Origin of the sequence: Carnobacterium sp. TMP28, assembly GCF_047553015.1 — a bacterium.
In the GTDB taxonomy this organism is placed as follows: domain Bacteria; phylum Bacillota; class Bacilli; order Lactobacillales; family Carnobacteriaceae; genus Carnobacterium_A.
In genome coordinates this window covers 1,912,304-1,936,054 of record NZ_CP180212.1, presented here as the reverse complement: position 1 = coordinate 1,936,054, position 23,751 = coordinate 1,912,304, and the positions used below count along the sequence as shown (strand labels likewise).

20 protein-coding genes are annotated in these 23,751 nt (G+C 35.7%); 13 read left to right on the top strand and 7 right to left on the bottom strand.

What is annotated here, in order from left to right; genetic code table 11:
* Positions 1 to 156 precede the first annotated feature (156 nt).
* Genes glpK through ACMHYH_RS09225 form a run of 3 tightly spaced genes read left to right on the top strand, consistent with a single transcriptional unit; the run spans position 157 to position 4,245 of the window.
* Complete coding sequence (gene glpK, locus ACMHYH_RS09235; protein ID WP_414839115.1) at positions 157 to 1,665, top strand: glycerol kinase GlpK; 1,509 nt, start codon at positions 157 to 159, stop codon at positions 1,663 to 1,665.
* Positions 1,666 to 1,693: 28 nt separating this feature from the next.
* Positions 1,694 to 3,526 carry a type 1 glycerol-3-phosphate oxidase gene (gene glpO / locus ACMHYH_RS09230; protein WP_414839114.1) on the top strand — a complete coding sequence of 611 codons (1,833 nt, stop codon included), beginning with the start codon at positions 1,694 to 1,696 and terminating at the stop codon, positions 3,524 to 3,526.
* Between the two features lie 2 nt (positions 3,527 to 3,528).
* Positions 3,529 to 4,245, top strand: coding sequence for an MIP/aquaporin family protein (locus ACMHYH_RS09225; RefSeq protein WP_414839113.1), 717 nt, complete (start codon positions 3,529 to 3,531; stop codon positions 4,243 to 4,245).
* A 60-nt stretch (positions 4,246 to 4,305) separates the two neighbouring features.
* Here the strand turns inward: ACMHYH_RS09225 and ACMHYH_RS09220 are convergent, their stop codons facing one another.
* The gene (locus ACMHYH_RS09220; RefSeq protein WP_414839112.1) at positions 4,306 to 4,860 is read right to left on the bottom strand and encodes a DNA-3-methyladenine glycosylase I; all 555 of its coding nucleotides are present in this window, start codon (positions 4,858 to 4,860) and stop codon (positions 4,306 to 4,308) included.
* 371 nt (positions 4,861 to 5,231) lie between these two features.
* Between ACMHYH_RS09220 and ACMHYH_RS09215 the strand changes: the two genes are divergently transcribed.
* Positions 5,232 to 5,657, top strand: coding sequence for a cupin domain-containing protein (locus ACMHYH_RS09215; RefSeq protein ID WP_414839111.1), 426 nt, complete (start codon positions 5,232 to 5,234; stop codon positions 5,655 to 5,657).
* 198 nt (positions 5,658 to 5,855) lie between these two features.
* Here the strand turns inward: ACMHYH_RS09215 and ACMHYH_RS09210 are convergent, their stop codons facing one another.
* The 4 genes from ACMHYH_RS09210 to ACMHYH_RS09195 form a co-directional block, all read right to left on the bottom strand.
* Positions 5,856 to 6,710, bottom strand: a complete 855-nt coding sequence (locus ACMHYH_RS09210) for a DegV family protein (RefSeq protein WP_414839110.1) — start codon at positions 6,708 to 6,710, stop codon at positions 5,856 to 5,858.
* 574 nt (positions 6,711 to 7,284) lie between these two features.
* Positions 7,285 to 8,139 (bottom strand): DegV family protein, encoded by an 855-nt coding sequence (locus ACMHYH_RS09205; RefSeq protein ID WP_414839109.1) that lies wholly within the window; start codon positions 8,137 to 8,139, stop codon positions 7,285 to 7,287.
* 469 nt (positions 8,140 to 8,608) lie between these two features.
* Positions 8,609 to 9,313: a purine-nucleoside phosphorylase gene (deoD, locus tag ACMHYH_RS09200; protein WP_414839108.1), complete on the bottom strand. Its 705-nt coding sequence runs from the start codon at positions 9,311 to 9,313 to the stop codon at positions 8,609 to 8,611.
* Positions 9,314 to 9,481: 168 nt separating this feature from the next.
* The gene (locus ACMHYH_RS09195; protein WP_414839107.1) at positions 9,482 to 10,141 is read right to left on the bottom strand and encodes a Crp/Fnr family transcriptional regulator; all 660 of its coding nucleotides are present in this window, start codon (positions 10,139 to 10,141) and stop codon (positions 9,482 to 9,484) included.
* A 64-nt stretch (positions 10,142 to 10,205) separates the two neighbouring features.
* Here ACMHYH_RS09195 and deoB point away from each other — a divergent pair, with 64 nt between their 5' ends.
* From deoB to ACMHYH_RS09165, 6 genes are read left to right on the top strand one after another with little or no spacing between them, the layout of a single operon-like run.
* Positions 10,206 to 11,378, top strand: coding sequence for a phosphopentomutase (deoB, locus tag ACMHYH_RS09190; RefSeq protein ID WP_414839106.1), 1,173 nt, complete (start codon positions 10,206 to 10,208; stop codon positions 11,376 to 11,378).
* A 48-nt stretch (positions 11,379 to 11,426) separates the two neighbouring features.
* The gene (locus ACMHYH_RS09185) at positions 11,427 to 12,455 is read left to right on the top strand and encodes a BMP family lipoprotein (protein ID WP_414839105.1); all 1,029 of its coding nucleotides are present in this window, start codon (positions 11,427 to 11,429) and stop codon (positions 12,453 to 12,455) included.
* A 14-nt stretch (positions 12,456 to 12,469) separates the two neighbouring features.
* Positions 12,470 to 14,002 (top strand): ABC transporter ATP-binding protein, encoded by a 1,533-nt coding sequence (locus ACMHYH_RS09180; RefSeq protein ID WP_414839104.1) that lies wholly within the window; start codon positions 12,470 to 12,472, stop codon positions 14,000 to 14,002.
* The gene (locus tag ACMHYH_RS09175; RefSeq protein WP_414839103.1) at positions 13,995 to 15,077 is read left to right on the top strand and encodes an ABC transporter permease; all 1,083 of its coding nucleotides are present in this window, start codon (positions 13,995 to 13,997) and stop codon (positions 15,075 to 15,077) included. The genes ACMHYH_RS09180 and ACMHYH_RS09175 overlap by 8 nt, the downstream gene beginning before the upstream one ends.
* A gap of 1 nt (position 15,078) precedes the next feature.
* Positions 15,079 to 16,026, top strand: coding sequence for an ABC transporter permease (locus ACMHYH_RS09170; protein ID WP_414839102.1), 948 nt, complete (start codon positions 15,079 to 15,081; stop codon positions 16,024 to 16,026).
* The gene (locus ACMHYH_RS09165; protein WP_414839101.1) at positions 16,026 to 17,318 is read left to right on the top strand and encodes an NCS2 family permease; all 1,293 of its coding nucleotides are present in this window, start codon (positions 16,026 to 16,028) and stop codon (positions 17,316 to 17,318) included. The genes ACMHYH_RS09170 and ACMHYH_RS09165 overlap by 1 nt, the downstream gene beginning before the upstream one ends.
* A gap of 335 nt (positions 17,319 to 17,653) precedes the next feature.
* Here ACMHYH_RS09165 and ACMHYH_RS09160 read toward each other — a convergent pair whose 3' ends face one another.
* Together ACMHYH_RS09160 and ACMHYH_RS09155 are read right to left on the bottom strand one after the other, a co-directional pair.
* Positions 17,654 to 18,487, bottom strand: a complete 834-nt coding sequence (locus tag ACMHYH_RS09160; RefSeq protein ID WP_414839100.1) for a sulfurtransferase — start codon at positions 18,485 to 18,487, stop codon at positions 17,654 to 17,656.
* 33 nt (positions 18,488 to 18,520) lie between these two features.
* Positions 18,521 to 18,925: a hypothetical protein gene (locus ACMHYH_RS09155; RefSeq protein ID WP_414839099.1), complete on the bottom strand. Its 405-nt coding sequence runs from the start codon at positions 18,923 to 18,925 to the stop codon at positions 18,521 to 18,523.
* Positions 18,926 to 19,143: 218 nt separating this feature from the next.
* Between ACMHYH_RS09155 and ACMHYH_RS09150 the strand changes: the two genes are divergently transcribed.
* The 3 genes from ACMHYH_RS09150 to topB all read left to right on the top strand — a co-directional run bounded on the left by ACMHYH_RS09150 (position 19,144) and on the right by topB (position 23,723).
* The gene (locus tag ACMHYH_RS09150) at positions 19,144 to 20,256 is read left to right on the top strand and encodes an S-(hydroxymethyl)glutathione dehydrogenase/class III alcohol dehydrogenase (RefSeq protein ID WP_414839098.1); all 1,113 of its coding nucleotides are present in this window, start codon (positions 19,144 to 19,146) and stop codon (positions 20,254 to 20,256) included.
* Positions 20,257 to 20,294: 38 nt separating this feature from the next.
* A complete protein-coding gene (gene fghA / locus ACMHYH_RS09145; RefSeq protein WP_414839097.1) occupies positions 20,295 to 21,143 on the top strand; it encodes an S-formylglutathione hydrolase in 849 nt (282 codons plus the stop codon).
* Between the two features lie 453 nt (positions 21,144 to 21,596).
* On the top strand, positions 21,597 to 23,723 hold the full coding sequence (gene topB, locus ACMHYH_RS09140) for a DNA topoisomerase III (protein ID WP_414839096.1): 2,127 nt from the start codon (positions 21,597 to 21,599) through the stop codon (positions 23,721 to 23,723).
* Positions 23,724 to 23,751: the final 28 nt, after the last annotated feature.

The following is a 23,751-nucleotide window of genomic DNA, read 5'->3' as shown; positions in this document are numbered from 1 at the left end:
TTTTAATTGAGCTAATCACTTGATACGACAAGCTTATCAACGAAAACTTTCAAAAAAGTTAGAAAAAAGTAAAAAACTTGGGAGGATTTAAAGCAGAAAAAAGATTACTATAGGTTTATAGAAAGAATGCGCTTTCAAAAAATAGGAGGGTTTAAAATGACAGAAAAAAAATACATTATGTCGATTGACCAAGGAACAACAAGTTCAAGAGCGATTATTTACGATAAGAACGGAAGAAATGTAGGAAATTCTCAAAAAGAATTTACACAATTCTTTCCCAATGATGGTTGGGTAGAACACAGTGCAAATGAAATTTGGAATTCAGTTCAATCTGTTATTGCTGGAGCATTTATTGAATCAGGTATCCGACCAACTGAAATTGCAGGCATCGGGATTACCAACCAACGTGAAACAACTGTCGTTTGGGATAAAAAAACAGGATTACCTATCTATAATGCGATTGTTTGGCAATCTCGTCAATCTTCACCAATTGCGGATCAATTAAAAGAAGAGGGTTACGCAGATTTCTTCCACAAAAAAACCGGTTTAATTATTGATGCTTATTTTTCAGCAACGAAAGTACGTTGGATTTTAGATCATGTAGAAGGAGCACAAGAGCGAGCTGAAAAAGGCGAGTTACTCTTTGGGACAATTGATACGTGGTTAGTTTGGAAATTAACGGATGGTGGTTCGCACGTTACCGACTATTCAAATGCAAGTAGAACAATGATGTTTAATATTCATGATTTAGAGTGGGATCAAGAAATTTTAGATTTGATGAATATACCTAAAGTCATGCTACCAAAAGCTTGTTCAAACTCTGAAGTTTACGGAATGACACGTAGTTTCCATTTTTATGGAGCAGAAGTTCCTATCTCAGGAATGGCTGGAGACCAACAAGCTGCATTATTCGGTCAAATGGCTTTTGAACCAGGAATGGTTAAAAACACTTATGGTACAGGTTCATTTATTGTTATGAATACTGGTGAAACCCCTACTTTATCTAAGAATAACTTGTTAACAACAATTGGTTATGGAATCAACGGCAAAGTTTATTATGCCATTGAAGGAAGTGTTTTTGTAACAGGTTCTGCTATTCAATGGTTAAGAGATGGATTAGAAATCATCAAAAATGCTGGTGAAACAGAAAAAATTGCAATGGAGTCAACAAGTGATGATGAACTATTCGTAGTACCAGCCTTTACTGGTCTGGGAGCACCTTATTGGGATTCTAAAGCACGTGGCGCTATTTTCGGAATTACTCGTGGAACAACAAGAGCTGATTTTGTCAAAGCAACATTGCAATCGATTGCTTATCAAGTTAGAGATGTTATCGACACAATGAAAGAAGATACAGGCATTGATATTCCTTTATTAAAAGTTGATGGTGGCGCAGCTAACAATGATTATTTACTACAATTCCAAGCAGATATTTTGAATTCATCTGTTCAAAGACCGCGTGACTTAGAAACAACTGCTCTAGGTGCAGCTTTCTTAGCTGGATTAGCCGTTGGATTCTGGAAAGATTTAGATGAGTTGAAAGAGTTCTATGAAGCAGGGGAAGCTTTTGAACCATCAATGCCAGCAGAAAAACGTGAAGAGTTGTACAGCGGTTGGAAACAAGCTGTCGCTGCTACACAAGCTTTCAAACATACCTCAAAATAAGGTTAAGCCAAAGGAGGAAATGAACATTATGAGTTTTTCAAGTGAAACAAGAAAAAAAACAATTGAAGAAGTAAAAACGAATCAACTAGATGTTTTAATTATTGGAGGGGGAATTACCGGTGCTGGTGTCGCAATTCAAGCAAGTGCAGCAGGGATGAAAACTGCACTCATTGAGATGCAAGATTTTGCCGAAGGCACTTCTTCTCGATCAACAAAATTGGTTCATGGCGGTATTCGTTATTTAAAAACTTTTGATGTTGAAGTAGTCGCTGATACCGTAACAGAGCGTGCAGTTGTGCAAGGTATTGCACCGCATATCCCTAAACCAGCGCCTATGCTTTTACCAATCTACGATGAAGCAAATTCTACTTTCAATATGTTTTCTGTTAAAATTGCAATGGATTTATATGATCAACTTGCTAATGTTACAGGTAGCAAATATGCAAACTATACGCTAACGACTCAAGAAGTACTAGAAAGAGAGCCTTATTTGAGGAAAGATGGTTTACTCGGTGGGGGCGTTTATCTCGATTATAAAAATAACGATGCAAGATTAGTTATTGAAAACATCAAACAAGCAACAGCTGATGGTGGACATATGCTTAGTCGAGTAAAAGCAATTGGATTTATTTACAATCAAGATGGCCAAATAGCAGGTGTGAATGCTAAAGATCTAGTCACAAATGAGGTATTTGATATTAAAGCTAATCTTGTTATCAACACAGGTGGACCTTGGGTAGATCAAATTCGCCAATTGGATAAATCAAAAGAAGTTATTCCGCAAATGAGACCGACAAAAGGGATTCACTTAGTGATTAAAAGTAGTAGATTGCCTGTTCCTCAACCAACTTATTTAGATACTGGCAAAAATGATGGTCGTATGTTCTTTGTTGTTCCTAGAGAAGATAAAACGTACTTTGGAACAACGGACACAGACTACCAAGGCGATTATTTGAATCCAATGGTTGAAAAAGAAGATGTTGATTATCTATTAGAATGTGTCAACTACCGTTACCCAGAAGCTAATATTACACTAGTAGATGTCGAATCTAGCTGGGTTGGATTACGCCCATTGATTTCAACAAATGGTGGTTCAGACTATAACGGTGGCGATAACGGCAAGATTACAGACGATAGTTTTGCTAAAGTTGTTGATATTATTACAAAATACAGAGAAAAAACGGTTGATCGACTTGCAGTAGAAGAGGTTTTAAGCAGTTTAGAAAGTGAATTATCAGAAGGTGGCGATAATCCTTCAGCTGTTTCTCGTGGAAGTGACTTAACCCGTGAAGAAGATGGTTTAATTACACTATCTGGTGGAAAAATTACAGATTACCGTAAAATGGCAGAAGGTGCTCTAATTTTAATTCAAAAGCTATTGAAATCAGAATTTCAAAAAGAATACACATTAGTCGATTCTAAAACGTACCAAGTTTCAGGTGGGAAAATGGATCCACAAAAAGTGGAAGAAACGTTAGCTGAATTAGTTAAAGTGGGAATAGATAAAGGCTTAACAGAAAAAGAAGCTACTTATTTAGCTGATTTATATGGTACAAATGCGCCGTTAGTTTTCAGTAGAGCTAAAGAAATGAAAGCTTTCCCAGGATTAGGATTAGGCGAAAGTTTGAGTTTAGATTATGCCATGAATGAAGAGATGACGTTGACACCTGCTGACTTTTTAGCTCGTCGTACGAATCATATATTGTTTATGCGTGATAGCCTAGATGCTGTGAAAGAGCCGGTTATTGAAGCTATGGCGGATAGACTTAAGTGGACTCAAGAAGAAAAATCTAACTATATTGCTGAGTTAAACAAAGCCATTAACGACTCAGACTTAACTGAATTGAAAGAGGAGAGATAAAAATGAGTGGAGACACATTACAGATTTTCAGTGAGTTTTTGGGGACGTTAATTTTAGTTCTTTTAGGAGATGGAGTAGTTGCAGCAGTTAGCTTGAAAAAAAGTAAGGCAGAAGCTTCTGGTTGGATTGTTATTGCTTTAGGTTGGGGTGCAGCCGTAACGATTGCAGTTTATATTGCAGGGTTTATGGGACCAGCTCATATAAATCCTGCCGTAACTCTTGCAATGGCTATATCAGGTAACATTAGTTGGAGCTTAGTTGTACCGTTTATACTTGCTCAAGTAGCCGGTGGAGTAGTTGGAGCTGTTTTAGTTTGGTTGACATACATGGACCATTTTGCAGCAACAGAGGATAAGGGCGCTATTTTAGGAACATTCGCAACTGGACCAGCAATTAAAAATCATCCAGCTAATGTTATCACAGAAGTTATTGGCACAATTGTTTTAGTCTTAGGTTTATTGTCATTCTCTCAATACACATTTGCAGACGGAATGAATCCGATGATTGTAGGAATATTAATTGTATCAATCGGACTTTCACTGGGTGGAGCAACAGGGTATGCTATTAATCCCGCCCGTGATTTAGGACCAAGAATCGCTCACCAATTGTTACCAATGAAAAACAAAGGTAATTCTGACTGGGGTTACTCATGGGTTCCAATTGTAGGACCAATGATCGGCGCAGTTATAGGGGCATTACTTTTCTTAGTAATAACTTAAAATAGTAGAAAAAAAGGATTAAAAACTTTGTTATGAAGTTTTTAATCCTTTTTTAGTTTATCACTGTCCTTTTTTAAAGCAACAATCTAAATGATCATCGATGATTCCGACAGCTTGAAGATACGCATAAACGGTTATAGAACCTAGAAATTTGAATCCTTTTTTCTTTAAGTCAAGGCTAATGAAATCAGAAAGAACGGTTTTTGAGGGGATCTCTTCGCCTGTTTTATAATGATTCACGACTATTTTTTTATTTGTGAATTGCCAAATGTATTCATTGAAACGACCATATTCTTCTTGAATAGCTATAAAGGCAGTTGCATTGTTTATGACAGATTCAATTTTCTTTCGATAGCGTATAATGCCTTCATTTTTTAGCAATTCTACTATTTTTAATTCATCGTATTGAGCAATTAAGTTGTAATCAAATTGATCAAATGCTGTTCTGAAATTCTCTCTTTTCATTAAAATAGTTTGCCAACTTAAGCCTGATTGCATCGATTCTAAGAGTAAGAATTCAAAATGAATGTGGTCTTCGTGTACTGGAACGCCCCACTCTTTATCATGGTAGTCTTGTTGTAAATCATTTCCTTCGCACCAGTCGCATCTTTTCATTTCAATAGTCCTCCTTTATCTTTTATAAAAATCAAATCTAATTTAGTTTAACATACGCTACTTTGAGAAATACTTATTTAAATAGACAAGTTTAAAAAGAATACTCAGTCAGTTGTCTGTTATTAACTAGTTTTGGACAACTTAAGATAAGTAACAAGAGTAGCTGTCTATTTCTATATTAAAATAGACAAGTTGAGATAATTTTCTTAAAAAGTCGTCGATTTTATATAAATAAACGTTATTTTGAGAGTGAGTAATGAATAAGACTTTAGAAAGTAAGGGGTATTCCTTGCTTTTCTAGTCATTAGGAATAGACTTAGTTTGTAAGCGTTACAAAAAAACTGTTTACTAAAACTAGGAGGAATGAAAAAATGAAACTTAGTGATAAAGAAAATGGAAAGAAACCTTATGTAGTAGATATTGAAGAGGCTACAGTTGAAAACGATACGTATCGAACAACTATTTGGACAGGTGATAAATTACAAGTAACAGTGATGGCGATTCAACCAGATGATGATATTGGATTGGAAGTACATCACGGTATTGACCAATTTATTCGTATTGAAGAGGGCCATGGTTTATGTAAAATGGGGCCAACAGAAGATAATTTAAACTTTGAGCAAGAGGTTAAAGACGATGATGCCGTTTTTGTACCAGCTGATATGTGGCACAATATCATCAATACGGGTGATGTACCACTAAAATTGTATACGATTTACGCAGGGCCGGACCATGTTGCAGGTACAGTTCATGAGACACATGACGATGCACGCAACGATCCTAATGAACAAGACTGAGATAAACTAATAAGCAAATAGTACGGATAAAGTAAGGAATAAAAAAGAGGGATAAAAAAGAGGGATAAAAAAGAGGGATAAAAAGATAGTAGCCATGTATTTTAGTGGCTACTATCTTTTTTATTGATTAAACTAAGGCATATTAGAGATACAACTATTTCTAATACATCTACCTTATTGCTAATACGAAACAACTCATTATTTTTTCTCAATACCAATCATTCCAAAAGCTCCAGGGCCACCATGACTTGAGATAACAGCGCCTGCTGAAAACCAGAGTGGATCTTGATAACCTAATTTATTTAAAGTAGTTTCTCCAAGTTGTTTGTAAGCTTCGCTTAAACCAGCAGTTCCTCCGATAGTTAAAGTTTCTGGGTCGATAGAATAGTTTGTGACAAAATCTTTAAGCGCATTTTTTAAACAACGTTCGTAAGAACCACGGTATTTTTTAGAGGCAACTAAGTAACCATTTTCTAATACAATTGTTGGGTGAAGTCTCAAAAGAGATGCTCCAAGGTAAGCAACATTTGAAACTCTTCCTCCTGCTTTAAGGTAAAGAAGAGACTGTGGAAGAAAGACAAAACGTGTGCGTTCTCTGACTTCTTCTACAAAGGTTACAATTTCTTCGGGAGTGCTATCAGGATTAGCTTCAACAAATTTTGCCGTTGCCACAACCACAGCTGTTAGTCCTCCTGATACGTTTTTACTATCAATCACATGAATATTTCCTAATTCTCTTGCTGCAAGGACACAAGAATTGTATGAAACAGTTGTTACTGCAGAATAAGCAACGTGGATAATATGAGCTCCAGGATGTTCTTCAAAAATGCGTTCGAATACAGTAGTAAAGTCTTGTGGAGTGGAGCCAGATGTTTTTGGCAAAGTTCCTGTCTTATCGTAGAAGCGATAAACATCTTCAACATCAAAGCTGCCATCGTCGTAGGTTTCTGATCCCATAGTGACATGCATTGGAACAACGTAGATACCGTAACGTTCAACAAGCTGAGGAGAAATATCAGATCCGCTCTCAGTAGTAATAATATATTTTGTCATAGTGGCCTCCCTAACTCAATTATCTAACAAGTAGTTTCAATAATCATATCATATGTGGACGAAGATGTCGTGTAGTGGCTAAGTTTATCTTATGATCAATCATAATAGGAATGTACTTTCTTTCATTTCTTTTATTGCACGTTCTAACAGTGTACAGTCAAAAAAAGGAAAAAATGAGTTTAATCAAATATAACCGTATCATTTATTAGAGACCCAATATTTTTATAATGAAAAAATCACTATTTAGATTTTAGTTCTTCTAAACAGTGATTGATTGATTATTCATATAAGAAAAAAGTTCGCTGGATTCTTTGCTTTTTTATTAGTTAATTAATTCTGATAAAAACAATAACGTACTTTTTATTCCGTTTATCCGTTTTTTTTAGTTCTTATACGACAATTCCACGATACTTATATAAAACACTAGTCGCATATGGAGACAGTGGGATTGTAGAATAACGCATTCACTATTTTTAATATAGCTAGTGGCTGAATAAATTTTCGCCTTTAACAGCTGTTTACGAATTCGTCAAAAGGTATTAAAGAGGTAGAGCTTCTTCATAGGAACTAAAAATTACTCTTTCTCAATTCCTATGATTGCAAACGCTCCAGGCCCACCGTGACTAGAAATAACGGTACCTGCTGTAAACCACTGTGGATCTTGATAGCCATAGTTAGCTAAGGTCGCTTCACCAAGCTGTTTGTGAGCATCACTTAAACCGACTGTTCCTCCAATAGTAAGTGTTTCTGGATCAATATTAAAACCAGTCACAAAGTCTTTAATTGCATTCTTTAGACACCGCTCAAAAGAACCTCTGTATTTCTTGGAAGCAACTAGATAACCATCTTCTAAGATAATAGTTGGATGAAGTCTCAATAAAGATGCACCAAGAAAGGCTGCATTTGACACTCTTCCTCCAGCCCTCAAATAGAGAAGAGATTTTGGAAGAAAAAGGCAATGAGTTTTTTCTCTAATCTTTTCCACAAAGGCTATTATTTCTGCAGGAGTGATGGCGGAATTTGATTCAATCAATTTAGCCGTTGCCACAACAATAGCTGTAAGCCCACCAGATAAACTTTTACTATCGACAATATGGATGTTTTCTAGCTCTCTTGCTGTAATAATACACGAATTATAAGAAACAGTCGTGACAGCTGAATAAGCGATATGAATAATATGAGCATCAGGATGCTCATTAAAAACCTTCTCAAAAGCAGTAGTACAATCTTGCGGAGTGGTGCCTGATGTTTTCGGTAGTTTTCCCGTCTCGTGGTAAAAATCATATAAATCTTTCGCATCAAAATCGCCATCGTCGTACGTTTTCGAACCCATAGTAACATGCATAGGAATAACAACTATTCCATAGCGTTCAACGAGATGACGCGAAATATCCGATCCACTCTCAGTAGTAATAATATATTTTGTCATAATGCTCTCCCTAGCTTAAATTGATGAATAGATAATTTCGTTAATCATATCATATGTGGACAAAGATGTTGTATAGTAATCAAGTTTATTTTTTTAAAAGAGAATCAGTGAATCCTAGTTATAAATAGGATGAATAAGAGAGAGAAGGTAAGTAGAGTTTTCACTATAAAAATTCTATTTTCAAATCAGAGTATATTTTTAAACATTCATCTTTTGCCTGATTACTTTTTGGAAAATAGCCAAGTAAAAGGAATTAGTTAGCGAACTGGACTAATAAGCTAGGCTAACGAACAACTTGAAGACAACTAAACTCTCACTTGTCTATTCCAAATAGACAAGTGAAGTCTTTCTAGAGGTTAACTTGTCTGGTTAAAGAGTCAAGTTGGCTCATTAATCCTTTTAGTCATTAAAAAAAATCGTCATATCTATCTACTAGTAGATAGATATGACGATTTTTTAGGTTTTAAGCTTATTTAATTCCAGCTTCTAAAGCAACTTCAATCATTTCACCAAAACTTGTTTGACGTTCTTCGGCAGTTGTTTGCTCACCTGTGATTAAGTGATCACTAACCGTTAGGATGCTAAGAGCACGCACATGGAATTTAGAAGCTAGGTAATAGAGACCAGCTGTTTCCATATCTACACCAAACACATCTAGTTTCGTCATGCTATTCATTGTATCTTTTGTATCATGGTAGAATGTATCAGAAGAGAAAATATTCCCAACATGAACGTTCATGTCTTTTTCAATAGCAAGATCAGATGCACTACGGATTAAGTCATAGTTTCCGATTGGTGGAAAATAGATTGGCGCTAAGTCTTTATAGATAAGTGAAGAATCAGTTGCTGCAGCTTGAGCAATGATGACGTCACGGATATGTACGTCTTCTTGGATAGCGCCACAAGTTCCAACACGGATTAATGTTTTAACACCATAGTCGTTGATTAATTCATGGATATATAAGACTGCAGAAGGCATTCCCATTCCAGTACCTTGTACAGAAACTCTTCTACCTTTATACGTTCCTGTGTAGCCAAGCATATTTCTAACCGTATTGTAACAAACAGCATCTTCTAAAAACGTTTCAGCAATGTATTTTGCACGAAGCGGATCTCCTGGTAGTAAAACGATATCAGCAATTTGTCCTTCTTGTGCACTAATGTGAAAACTCATAATAAATTCCTCCTCTTATGTGGTTAATACCCATGATAAAGGATAAAAAGGATAAGCGTTATGAAAGCGTTATCTACAAAGGGGTAATCATGTTCACACTAACCGTGTTAGCTAGTTCATCGCCAGAAAGCGCTTTCTGGTTTAATATAAAGGCAAGGCAGCAGAAGGTTAATCAAAATGTGCATATTCTTCTAATTTATCCCTATTGAGAACGGTAATCGTTTTTGGCTGTAGTGAGAGGATATGTTCGTCTTGTAAATCTTTAAAAGCTTTGGAAACAGATTCACGTGTTACACCAATCATACTAGCAATCGTGCTTTGATTAATATTTTTTATCGTTAAATTGTTGGGTGTTTCGTTATTTTCAAGAAAATCCAATAATACACGACAAACACGAGTATGAACACTATAGAAGGTCAAATTTCTTATTTGTTTATTCAACGTTTCAAAACGCTGATGATGAATACGAAAGATATTTTCTAGTATTGTTTTATTTTTATAAATCAAGGCAATAAAATCAACCTGAGAAAGATGATAAATTTCGGCATCTTCAGTGACTTCAACAGAAGAGAGAGCAGGACTTTTGGAAAAAAGTTCAACTTCCCCTATCACTTCATGTTTTTTTACAAAGTCAAGGATGATTTCTTTATCTTCATATGTTCGATAAATTTTTAATGTACCGCTTTTTACAATATAGACTCGATCAATGGGGTCTTCTTCAAAAATAAGAATATGATTTTTTTTATATTTTCGAGCTGGGATGGAGTCTAGGATATCCGCAGTTTGCTTATCTGAGAGACCATCAAATAACTGAACACTTTTACTCATAGTTTCACCTCAACAAATCTTAATAGTAACAAGAGTGTACCATTAAAAAGAAAGGAATGATAATATGAAAAGTAAACGAATTCATTTGATTGTATTAGATTCAGTAGGAATTGGCGAAGCGCTTGATGCTGCAGCTTTCAATGATACAGGCTCACACACGCTAGGGCATATTGCTGAATCAATGGAATTAACGTTACCAAATCTAGCAAAAATGGGATTAGGCAATATTGAAGACTTGAAAGGTATTGAAAAAATAACGACAAGTGAAGCTTACTGGACAAAATTAGCTGAAAAAAGTGTCGGGAAAGATACGATGACAGGACATTGGGAAATAGCTGGTTTACAAATTGATACACCCTTTAGAGTTTTTCCAAATGGCTTCCCTGATGAGTTGCTAGAAAAGATTACAGCCTATTCAGGAAGAAAAATTATTGGCAATAAACCAGCATCTGGAACGGGTATTTTAGACGAACTTGGTGAAGAACAAATGAAGACGGGTGCTTTAATCGTTTACACATCAGCAGATCCTGTTCTTCAAATTGCAGCTCATGAAGGAATCATTCCACTAGAAGAGTTATACGACATTTGCGCATATGTTCGAGAAATTACGAAAGACGATCCTTACATGATAGGAAGAATTATTGCTCGTCCTTATCTTGGAGAACCTGGTTCGTTTAAACGTACAGCTAATCGCCATGATTACGCGCTCAGTCCATTTGGGTCTACGGTATTAGATAGTTTAAAAGATAACGGCAAAGACGTTATTGCAGTCGGTAAGATTAGTGATATTTTTAATGGACACGGTATTACACAAGCTGTTCGAACAAAAAGCAATATGGACGGTGTAGATCAATTATTGAAAGTAATGGAACAACCTTTTGAAGGGTTATCTTTTACAAACTTAGTTGATTTTGATGCTCTTTATGGCCATCGCAGAGATACAAAAGGATATGGCGAAGCATTGATGGATTTTGATAAACGCTTACCAGAAATTTTGGAAAGATTAAAAGAAGATGACTTGTTACTGATTACAGCAGATCACGGCAATGACCCAACTGCTCCAGGAACAGACCATACCAGAGAGTACGTTCCGTTATTAGCTTATTCAAAACAATTCAAACAGCCACAAGAATTAAAAACAGCTAAACACTTTGCAGATATTGGCGCAACGATTGCAGCCAACTTTGATTTATCAGCAATTGAAAATGGTGAAAGTTTCTTAGCAGAATTAAAATAAAGAATAAAAAAATTAAAATAAAACAAATAAACTACAGGAGTGATATAAATGAAAAAATCAACTATCAAAACTATTGGGTTCGCTTTACTTTCAATGACAGTGTTAGCAGCTTGCGGAAATGACGATGCAGCAACAGAAGGCAGCGACAAAGGCGATAAAAAAGACTTTACATTAGGTATGGTAACAGACTTAGGAAGCGTAAATGATAAATCCTTTAACCAAAGTGCTTGGGAAGGTTTACAAAAATTAGAAAAAGATAAAGGATTCGAAGTGAAATACCTTGAGCCTAAAGCAGACTCAGAAGTAGAGCCAAGTTTATTGCAATTTGTTAACAGTAAAACAGACTTAACATGGGCAACTTCATCAACATTAGCTGATGCTGTAACAACTATTGCTGGCAATAACCCAGATGCTAAATTAGGGATTGTGGATGCAGAAGTAGAAGGAATTGAGAACGTCGTTTCTGTTTCATTTAAAGAAAATGAAGGAGCATTCTTAGCAGGTGTTGTTGCTGCTAGCATGACTGAGACGGACAAAATTGGTTTTGTTGGTGGAATGGAAATCCCAGTTATCCAACGCTTCCATGCAGGATTTGAAGCAGGAGTTAAAGCAGTTAATCCAGATGCACAAGTTGTTGTGAACTACGTAGGTGTCTTTAACCGTGTTGACATGGGTAAATCAGCTGCTTCAACAATGTATAACGATGGCGTAGATATTATTTTCCACGCTGCAGGCGGAACTGGAAATGGTGTCTTCAATGAAGCACAAGAACGTTTTGACAATGGTGAAAAAGTTTGGGTTATCGGCGTAGATAAAGACCAATCATTAGAATTTGGCGATGATATTACATTAACTTCAATGATGAAAAATGTAGACAATGCTGTTTATGAAATTTCTGAAAAAACAGCAGATGGAAACTTCCCAGGTGGAGAAGTTGTTCGTTTAGGCTTAGCTGAAGACGGTGTTGGTCTTGCAACAACATCAGATAAAAATGTACCAAAAGACATATTAGACCTTGTAGAAGACTACAAAGCAAAAATCATTTCTGGAGATGTTACAGTTCCTGAAAAACCATAAAGGAGAGTCATACTATGGAACAAAAACGAGTTGAAAAAGTATTAGAATTAAAACATATTACAAAAAAATTCGGAAATTTTGTTGCTAATGATGACGTTTCGTTGACAGTAAGACGTGGAGAAATCCACGCCTTACTCGGCGAAAATGGCGCAGGGAAATCGACTTTAATGAATGTTGTTTTTGGCATGTATCAACCTGAAGAAGGCAGTATTTCTGTTTACGAAAATGAAACAAAAATTGAAAATCCAAACCATGCGATTCATTTAGGCATCGGGATGGTTCATCAACATTTCAAATTAATTGAAAACTTTACTGTGACAGAAAATATCATTATTGGTATGGAACCAAAGGATGGTATCCGCTTAAACATGAAAGCAGCGGTTAAAGAAGTTCAAAATATTTCCGAAAAATATGGTTTAAAAGTAGACCCAAATAGTAAAATTGAAGATTTACCAGTAGGGATGCAGCAAAAAGTTGAAATTTTGAAATGTTTGTATCGTGGAGCGAATTTGCTGATTTTTGATGAGCCGACAGCGGTATTAACACCAGATGAAATTGGTGAATTATTGCAAGTAATGCAAAAATTAGTAGCAGAAGGCAAATCCATTATTTTAATCACACATAAGTTGAATGAGATTATGAAAGTAGCAGATAAATGTACCATTATTCGTAAAGGGAAATACATTGCTACGGTTGATATAAAGGATTCCAATAAAGAAGAACTTGCAGAGATGATGATAGGTAAAAATATTTCACGCGAAATTGATAAAGAAGCCTATAATCCTAAGCAAAATGTATTAGAAATCAAAAATCTAACGATGTTAAGTTCAAGTAAAAAGAAAGTCTTAAATAACATTAATTTAACCGTTGCCGCCGGTGAAATCGTTGGGATTGCTGGTGTAGATGGAAACGGGCAGATGGAATTAGCAGAAGCTATTATAAAAATGCGTGATTTTGAAGAAGGCGATATCCTAATTAACGGTGTATCTCAAAAAGATAAATCGACTCGTGAGATCTATGAGTCCGGAGTTAGTTATGTGCCAGCAGATAGACACAAGCATGGTTTAGTATTAGAGAATGATATTGCAGAAAATTTAATCTTAATTGAATATTACAAAGAAAAATACAACCAAGGAATTAAATTAAATAAAGCGTTAATGTATGAAGAAGCAAGAGCAGCGATGAAGAATTATGATGTTCGTGCTGAAAACGAGTATACAATTGTACGCGGTATGTCTGGTGGAAACCAGCAAAAAGTTATTTTATCAAGAGAAATCAGTCGCGATCCAGAACTTTTAATCATTGTCCAACCAACAAGAGGACTAGATATTGGGGCTATTGATTTTATTCATCGTCAAGTTGTTCGTTTACGAGACAAAGGTGTTGCAGTGTTGCTTATTTCTTTTGAGTTAGAAGAAATATTAACGTTATCAGATAGAATTGACATTATTTTTGATGGCCAAATCGTTGGACAAACAAAACCAACTGAAACAAATGATAGAGAATTAGGTCTAATGATGGCTGGTAAAGGATCGGGTGATGAATAAGACTATGGAAAAAATAAGAAAAAATTTGAAGAGTAGTCAAGCTACTATACCGTTAGTCGCTATTCTCATTGCGCTTTTTATTGGAGCAATCGTCATGTTAATTGGTGGATATAATCCAATAGTAGCTTATGAATCATTAGTCTTAAAGATATTTGGTTCAGTTTATGATATGGGTGAAACGGTTCGTGCGATTATTCCGCTTATTTTAAGTGGATTTGCAGTCGCAGTAGCTAGTAAAGCGGGTATTTTTAACATCGGGGTTGATGGACAAATTATTATGGGAGCCGTTAGTTCTCTTTTAGTTGGTACGTTAATTGATTTACCTCCTATTATACATGGCATTGTTGCTATCGTAGTCGGTATAATAGCTGGAGGTTTATGGGGAGTTCTGATTGCTAGTCTTAAGACTAAATTTGGAATTAATGAGGTTATTAGTTCAATTATGTTGAACTATATTGCATTGTATCTGAGTCATATGTTAATTAAGAGTTTTGCAGCACAAGAAGGGACAGCACGTTCTTCTTTGATTAAAGAGTCTGCGAGCATTGGGTTTCCTTCACTAAATACATTATTTGGTGGTGCACGTATTCACTGGGGCTTTATAATCATTCCGTTTGTTGTCTTTGCATTCTATTATTTCTTCGAAAAGACACGGTGGGGTTATGAAACCAAAACAGTTGGATTAAATCCTGATGCAGCAAATTATTCAGGTATGAAGGTAAATGGAATTTTAATTCGGACAATGTTTATCTCTGGTGCACTGGGTGGTCTGATTGGTGCGTTAGATACACTAGGTGTTTATGGTTATGTGGCTATTGTATCCTCTACAAGTGGTATTGGATTTGATGGAATTGCGATTGCTCTATTAGGTGGCAATTCAACATTAGGAACAACCTTATCAGGTATCTTAATCGGAGCATTAGATTATGGTTCACAAGGAATGCAATTTGGTGCAGGAGTACCAAGTGAAATTATCGGAATCGTTATTTCACTCATTATCTTCTTTGTAGCAGCTCCTGGAATCGTTAAAGCGTTATTACCTAAAAAAAAGGCGCCTAAAAAGGAGGTAGAGTAAAATGACGGCTAATATTATAAGTGGAAGTTTGATTTTTGCAGCAGCCTTACTATTTGGTGGCTTAGGCGGTATGCTGAGTGAAAGAGCAGGCGTAATCAACTTAGGAATTGAAGGTTTCATGGTTTCTGGAGCATTCTTTTCAGCAGTTGGAGCGTACTATGCTGAATCAGCTGGGCTGGGAGGATTGAGTCCTTTCATTGGTCTGCTAACAGCATTTATCTGTACGGCAATTTTTTCAGGGATGCATGCTTTAGCAACGCTGAAATATAAAGCGGATCATGTTATTAGTGGGGTTGTTATCAACTTACTAGCAGCTAATGTTACGTTTTTCTTAGTCAAATTATTATTTGATGGAGCAGCAGAAACACCACGATTAAAAAATATGTTTTCAAAAATCTCTATCCCTTTTCTATCAGATATTCCGATAGTTGGTAAAGCTCTTTTTAGGTCTTATCCTACAACCTACATTGCTTTTGCAGCTGTCCTTTTAATTGGCTTTGTTTTCTTCAAAACGTCATTAGGTTTGCGTTTGAGAGGCGTTGGAGAAAATCCAGGTTCTATTGATACAGCAGGAATTAATGTGATGAAAATTAAATTTTGGGCTGTTATGATGAGTGGCTCAATTGCTTCATTAGGTGGAGCAACAATTGTTTTGACAACAAACGGTAACTTCTCTTTTAACACGATTGCAGGACAAGGTTATATTGCGATTGCAGCAGTTATCTTAGGACGTTGGAATCCATATGGTGTCTTATCCGGTGCATTATTATTTGGATTTGCACAAGCGATCAAAGATCAAATTCAGATTCTAGATTTTGCAAGCTCTATTCCAACTGAAGTATTCTATATGTTGCCATACCTTGTTACTTTATTAGCTCTTATCTTCACTGGTAGAAAAACTCGTGCACCAAAGGCACTAGGAATTCACTATGATGCGAGTGTGAGATAATGACGACAGTGCAACAATTTTTTAAAGTAAAAGAAAGTGGTAGTACCTTGCAAACGGAAGTAGAAGCCAGTATTACTTCCTTTGTTTCTATTGTGTATATAGTAGCGGTGAATGCTTTAATTTTATCTCAAACAGGGATGAATTATAACGCCGTTATGATTGCAACAATCTTGACAACAGCCTTTAGTAATATTTTAATGGGATTGTATGCTAAATCTCCCTTAATTTTAGCTCCAGGAATGAGCGATAATGCTTTCTTTACTTATATCTTAGTAGGGGCATTTGCCTTTACTTGGCAAGAAAGCTTATCGATTGTTTTTATTGTCGGGATGATTTTTTTCCTGTTGACGTATTTTAAAGTAACAGGTCTGCTTTTACGTGCAATCCCAGCGACGATGATTAAAGGAATGAGTGCTGGGGTTGGTTTCTTCTTAATCTTCCTAGGCTTGAAAAACAGTGAAATTATTGTTTCTTCGCCAGACACGATTGTAGCGTTAAATAATATCTTTCAACCGATTCCGTTAACAATGTTAGCTACTTTATTAATGGGATTATTCTTATTTGTTAAAAACGTAAGAGGAAACTTTTTACTGACAATTATATTTGGAGTAATTGTGTCTATCTTTTTAGGTGTTACAGATATTAGTTCTTTTTCTTATTCGTTGATTGATACGCAATCACTCGAACCGTTTATTTTGCAGTTTGATTTTTCTAGTATTCTTTCTGTTAATTACTGGATTGCCGTTTTTTCATTGTTAATTCTAGTAGTTTTTCAAAATCTAGGGACACAAATCAGTTTCTTGAATTCTGAAGATCCGGCTGTTTTGAAGAAAACATTGGAAGCAAATGGTTTATCTGTTGTTATGGCAAGTGTTTTAGGCTGTAGTTCTACCTGTACAAGTGCGGAAGGTGCAACGGGAATAGCTGTAGGAGCAAAGACTGGACTAACCTCATTTTTGGTTGGGATTTATTTCCTTTTTACAATTTTTTTAATTCCTTTTATTGCCCTTATTCCGCTAGCTGTTATTTCTGCTTTACTTGTCATCGTAGGTTCACTGTTAGTAGCAGGTAATTTAAAAGATATTGACTTTATGGATTTTACAGAGTACTTTCCAGCTATCTTAATGGTATTAATGATGGTTTTAACATTTAACATCGCTGATGGAATTGGATGGGGTTTTTCTTTCTATACATTCCTTAAAGTAAGTACCGGAAAATATAAATCAGTTTCTAAAATAATGTATCTATTAACAGGGATTTTCATTTTTTATTTTGTTCTGAAATTTATGTAGTAAATAAAAAAGATTAAACGTTCGTATGCTTCTCCAATTAAAGTCAGTAAATAGACTTTAGGAGAGACATAGCTTCGTTTAATCTTTTTTGATTGCATTAATTTAAAAAACGAACGCAATAAGCTTCTTGAAATAATAACATCAAATGACTAACTATTCGGATGCAAAAAACAGAAAAGAATAGATTGATTTAACTATTTCCATGCTAAGTGATTTCTTAAAAGCTTGAATAATTATTTTTTGAAGGTGAATAAACTCAGAATCCAGCTAATAAGAACAAAAGCAACACTAGCCAAGTAGTCAACCTACTTTCGATGTATTTATAAAACCTAAAATTAATGATTTATCTCTACTTTATTCTTTTCATAGCTAACCCAATCGCTATATCCACCTAGATAAAGTTTTGGTCTTAGACCGATTACTTCCATAAAAAGAAGATTAACCGTACCTGTTATACCGGATCCACAATGAACAATCACTTCTTTATAATCGTAAAGAAGCTTAAATCTTTCTTTTAATTCAACTTTATTTAAGAACTGTCCTTCATTCATTAAGTCTGTCCAAGGATAATTGAATGCACTAGGAATGTGTCCTGGTCTACTATCTAAAGGTTCTACTTGACCTGAGTAGCGCTCATATGTTCTAGAGTCTACGATAGCTGTATCTGTTAAGTAGATGGCTTCTTTAACTTCATCAACATCAACAAGAAGAGAATGGTTTAGGTTTAAACTTAAACAGTCAGAGACTATTGGTTTTGTTATGAGAGTTGTCACAGCTAAATTATTATCCAACCATTTTTTCATACCGCCTTCTAATACGTAGACATTACCTTTACCCGCATATTTTAATAGCCACCAAAGTCTTCCAGCCATAGCTAAACATCCATCGTCGTAAATAACAACGAGGGATGAATCTTTCATACCAAGTTTTTTCATAGCTTCAATAAAAGTCTCCATGTTGGGTAGTGGATGTCTGCCACCGTGTTCACTAATTTTACCAGTCATTGTTTCTTCCATCGAAACGAATTGGGCTTGCTGAAGATGACTTGTTTTAAAAAGTTTTCGTCCCGCAAAAGCATCGGCTAGTTCTGCACGAGCGTCTAGTAGTAGTAAGTCGCTAGTATCAGAAAACTGTTCAATCAGTTCTGTTTGTGAGATGAACTGTTTCATAGACATCCTCCTAGATAGTATGATGATGAATGGTTAAGTTTTTTTAATGAATTTTTCTTTACAATGTGGGCAGGTAATCTTTATTTTCCCTTTTTTTCGCGGAACGCGTAATTTCTTTTTACAATTGGGACAAGTCATGTATTTGTATTGTTTATGTTGGTAAAATTTATTGCGTATTTGATTAAACGTTTGTTTCCAACGACGACTAAGAGTTAAATATTTTTGATTTTCGATGTAGCGTTTTGGGCGATTTTTAGATAAAGCACGAGAATAGCTAATAATAATGGCTATCCAGCCGATAAATCCGCCAATTTGTAAATTAAATAGGTTAAATAAAAAAACTAAAGCTAATCCTGTATATAGTAAAAACATTGAAAATTTATCCATGCCGTATCTTCCAATCATGAATTTCTGGAATTTCAATCGACTATTTCTCATTTTTTTCGCCTCTTTCTTTTTCTTGTTCTTTGTCGTATCGGTAAACAGTATACCATTTACACATAGATTTTCTACCGGCTTTAGTCTGATTTTAATCCATTCGTGAAAAGCAATCAAGTTGTCGCAACACTATAGGCGTGGTATGATTCAGCTACAAAGTATTTTTTAAAAGAAACAGTCGATGAAAATAAAAACAAGCATAAAAGGAGATTAAAAAAATGAAATCACGCGCAGCGGTAGCTTTTGGACCAGGACAACCACTTGAAATAGTAGAGATAGATGTAGAAGGACCTAAAAAAGGGGAAGTATTAGTTAAAATTACGGATACGGCTGTCTGTCATACAGACGCATATACCTTATCTGGTACGGATCCAGAAGGTGTTTTTCCAGCAGTTTTAGGTCATGAAGGTGGCGGAATTGTTGTAGAAGTTGGTGAAGGCGTTACATCTGTTGAACCAGGGGACCATGTGATTCCTTTGTATACACCTGAATGTGGCAAGTGTAAATTCTGTCTATCAGGTAAAACCAATCTATGCCAAGCTATCCGAGAGACACAAGGTAAAGGTTTAATGCCTGATGGCACAACTCGTTTCTCATACAAAGGCGAACCAATTTATCATTATATGGGTACAAGCACGTTTAGTGAATATACGGTCGTTTCTGAAATTTCTTTAGCAAAAGTGAACCCAGAAGCACCATTAGAAAAAGTTTGTTTATTAGGTTGTGGAGTAACAACTGGAATAGGCGCAGTAACGAATGCAGCTAAAGTAACCCAAGGAGATACAATTGCTATTTTCGGTTTAGGTGCTATTGGTTTAGCAGTTATTCAAGGAGCGGTTAAACAAAAAGCTGGGCGCATTATTGTGATTGATACAAATCCAGATAAATTTGAGTTAGCTAAAGAGTTAGGTGCAACAGATTTTGTTAATCCAAAAGAATACGATCGTCCAATTCAAGAAGTGATTGTTGAAATGACGGGTGGCGGAGTAGACTACAGTTTTGAATGTATTGGAAATGTAGACGTCATGCGTTCGGCACTAGAATGTTGCCACAAAGGTTGGGGAGAAAGTGTCATCATCGGTGTAGCTGGAGCTGGAGAAGAAATTAGTACGAGACCTTTCCAACTGGTTACTGGACGAGTTTGGCGCGGTTCTGCATTTGGCGGCGTAAAAGGCCGTACAGAATTACCAGGAATGGTCGAGGAAGCGATGAGCGGCGATATTCAATTAGACCCATTTATTACACATACACTGCCGTTTGAAAAAATTAATGAAGCATTTGACTTATTGCATAAGGGTGAGTCAATCCGAACAGTACTTTCTTACCATTAACCCATTCTGTCAAAGTGAACTAGAGGAGGAAAAGAACGATGCAAGAGTTAGAACAGCTTGAAGAACACGCTAGTTTTGATGGAGTACAATACAAATACCGTCATGACTCTACTACGCTGAGTTGTCCAATGACGTTTAGTTTGTTTTTACCAGATAAAGAAACCTTTCCTAATCCACCTTTGTTTTGGTGGTTGTCAGGCTTGACATGTACAGATGATAACTTCACACACAAAGCGGGTGCACAAAAAGCAGCAGCAAAATTAGGTGTAGCTATGATTATGCCAGATACGAGCCCAAGAGGAGAAAGTATCGCGGATTCAAAAGATTATGATTTGGGACAAGGGGCAGGCTTTTACCTTAATGCTACCCAAGAACCTTGGTCAAAGAATTACAATATGTATGATTACATTACTAAAGAATTAACCACTATTGCTCGTGAGCAGTTTGGGTTAACGGGTAAAGAGTTTATTTCTGGACATTCCATGGGTGGACATGGTGCTTTAGTCATCGGTCTACGTAATCCAGAACGATTCCAGTCGATATCTGCTTTTGCACCGATTGTTAACCCTAGTCAAGTTCCTTGGGGTATAAAAGCTTTTGGTGAATACCTTGGCAGTGAAAAAAACAGTTGGGTTGAATGGGATGCACTAGCCTTAATGAAAAAAGTTAGTGGTAAAAAAATTCCAATCCTAATTGATCAAGGAGATGCCGACACCTTTTACGAAAAACAGCTGCAACCAGATAAATTAGTTGTGCTTGCAAAAGAAAAGGATTATCCATTGACACTTCGTATGCAAAAAGGTCACGATCATAGTTACTATACGATAGCGACTTTTATCGAGGAGCATCTAGAATTTCATTTAAATCAATTAACCAACAATGGTTAAATTGAACGCACTAAAAAACAGTCCATACAACCGGTAAAACGGAAGTAGGGACTGTTTTTTCACTCTTTTATCTTAACAATCTTATAATCGCTAGGAGAATAGGTTGAGTGCATTTTTTTCTAATGAACAATAAAAGTGGGTAATATCTATTTGCGCGTAATATTTGAGAGAATAGGAGGTCTGAAATATAAAACTATAAAGAGCCATTTTCTAAAAGAAGAACATCAGAAAAATCAAAAAGAATCTTTTTGATTAAATGTAAAGAGTAGTAGAAAAAATGGTAAAATAGACATCTACCAATTAAATAAAGTGGATACTTAGTCCTATCGTCATTATACAGACTTTAGAGTTAAAAAATAAAAAGCTAAAAATAAATCCTTTAATGAGTACACAGGATTTAGAGTGAAAATAAAGGTGAGTGTATACTAAAAACTAAAAGGAGACGAATAAGCAATGGAAATGACGTTAATTCTTGCAGAGAAACCTTCTCAAGCAAAAGCTTACGCTGAATCTTTCGGGAATTTTTCACAAAAAGATGGCTACATCATGTTAAACTCGTCTAATACAATCATTACTTGGGGATTTGGCCATCTAGTTGAACTAGCTTCGCCAGAAGACTACAAAGAAGAGTGGAAAAAGTGGAGTATGAAAGAATTGCCGATTCTTCCAGAAACGTTTAAATTTAAAGTAGGGTCAGGAAAAGCAAAACAATTCAATGTAATAAAAAAATTATTAAGAGAAGCTGACCAAATTATCATTGCTACTGATAGCGATCGAGAGGGCGAGAGCATTGCCCGTTCGATTATCAATCAGGCAAAAGTTGGCAATAAAGAAATCAAGCGTTTATGGATTAATTCACTCGAATCAGAGGAAATACAAAAAGGATTCTCTAATTTAAGAGATGGAAAAGAATTGTACTCTACTTATATCGAAGCACAAACTAGACAAATTAGTGACTGGTTAGTCGGCATTAATTTATCTCGTATGTACACACTTTCCTTGCAAAAAAAAGGCATTAATGAAGGTGTATTTAGTGTAGGCCGTGTTCAAACGCCCACACTGTACATGATTTATAGTCGGCAAAAAGAAAGAGAAGACTTTATTCCAGAAGTTTTTTTTGAGATGTATGCCAATATAAAAGCTAAGAATGGACTGTTTAAAGCTAAATACTCTAAAAAGTTCACTACAAAAAAAGAGTTGCAAGAGTTAATAAAAGAGCACCACTTACTCCCTAGTAATCCTGGATTGATTTCCGCTGTTGAAATGAAACATATCTCTCAACCTTCTCCTCTTTTATTTTCATTAAGTGATTTACAAAGTATGATAAATAAAAAATATAAAATAAGTCCAGCAGATACATTAAAACACGTTCAGACTCTCTATGAAGCGAAACTAGTCAGTTATCCACGAAGTGATTGCCGTCATATTACTGACTCAGAGTTTCATTACCTTGTCGAAAGAATAGCGGACTACCAAAGTGTCTTAGACTACACAATTAAAAAACCCGATACAAGTAAACGAAAACGCTACGTTGATGGATCAAAAGTCCAGGAACACTATGCTCTTATCCCGACTAAAAAAATAGCTACACCAAAAGAATTAGCTAAGCTGACTAGCAGTCAAAAAAATATCTATGTTACTATTTTAAAGCGAACGTTAGCCATGTTTGAAACAGACTTTAAATACGATGAAACAACGATTACAGTCGATATCAAGGGATTGCCTTTTACGAGTAAAGGCAGGACTATTATTGATAAAGGCTGGCGTAAGTTAGAATATATGACTAGCAAAAGTTCAGAAAAAAAAGAACCAACTGAGTTGCCTGTAGTCCAAAAAAATGAAGTGGTTGAAGCAGATTTGTCCACTGCAGAAGGGTTAACGACACCTCCAAAGCTTTATACAGAAGGCACGTTGATTACAGCGATGAAAACATGTGGCAGAGAATTAGAAAACAAAGAAGAAAAAGAAATATTGAAAACAACAGAAGGCATAGGGACAGAAGCAACTAGAGCGAATGTCATCGAAACGCTTAAGAAACAAAATTATATCATCAGTCAAAAAAATGAAGTGAGTGTTACTCAAAAAGGTACTATACTTTGTCAAGCAGTAGCAGATACGTTGCTTAGCAGTCCTGAGATGACCGCTAAGTGGGAAACGTATTTAAAGAAAATAAAAAATGAAGAAGGTACTCAAGAAGCCTTCTTAGCGACCATTCAGAAATTTATTCGTCATACACTCCAGTCAAGTATCCAAGTAATGGAACAGAAAGATTGGTCGATGCATGACACGACTACTAATCAAACCAAGCAAATGATTGCCAACTGTCCGATGTGTGGACAATCGATACTAGATAAAGGCAAATTGTATGGCTGTAGTGGGTATAGTAATGGGTGCACCTTTACCCTTCCAAAACGGTATGTTGGAAAAGAACTATCTGAATCAATGATTAAAAATTTAATTCGGACGAAAGAAACACGCGTATTGAAAGGTTTCAAGAAAAAAGATGGACAAACGTTTTCGGCGGCACTACAGTTAACAAAAGACTATAAGTTGTCGTTTAAGCCGTATGAAAAAAAATAACTATAGAATTAGTGAAAAAAAGTTGCAG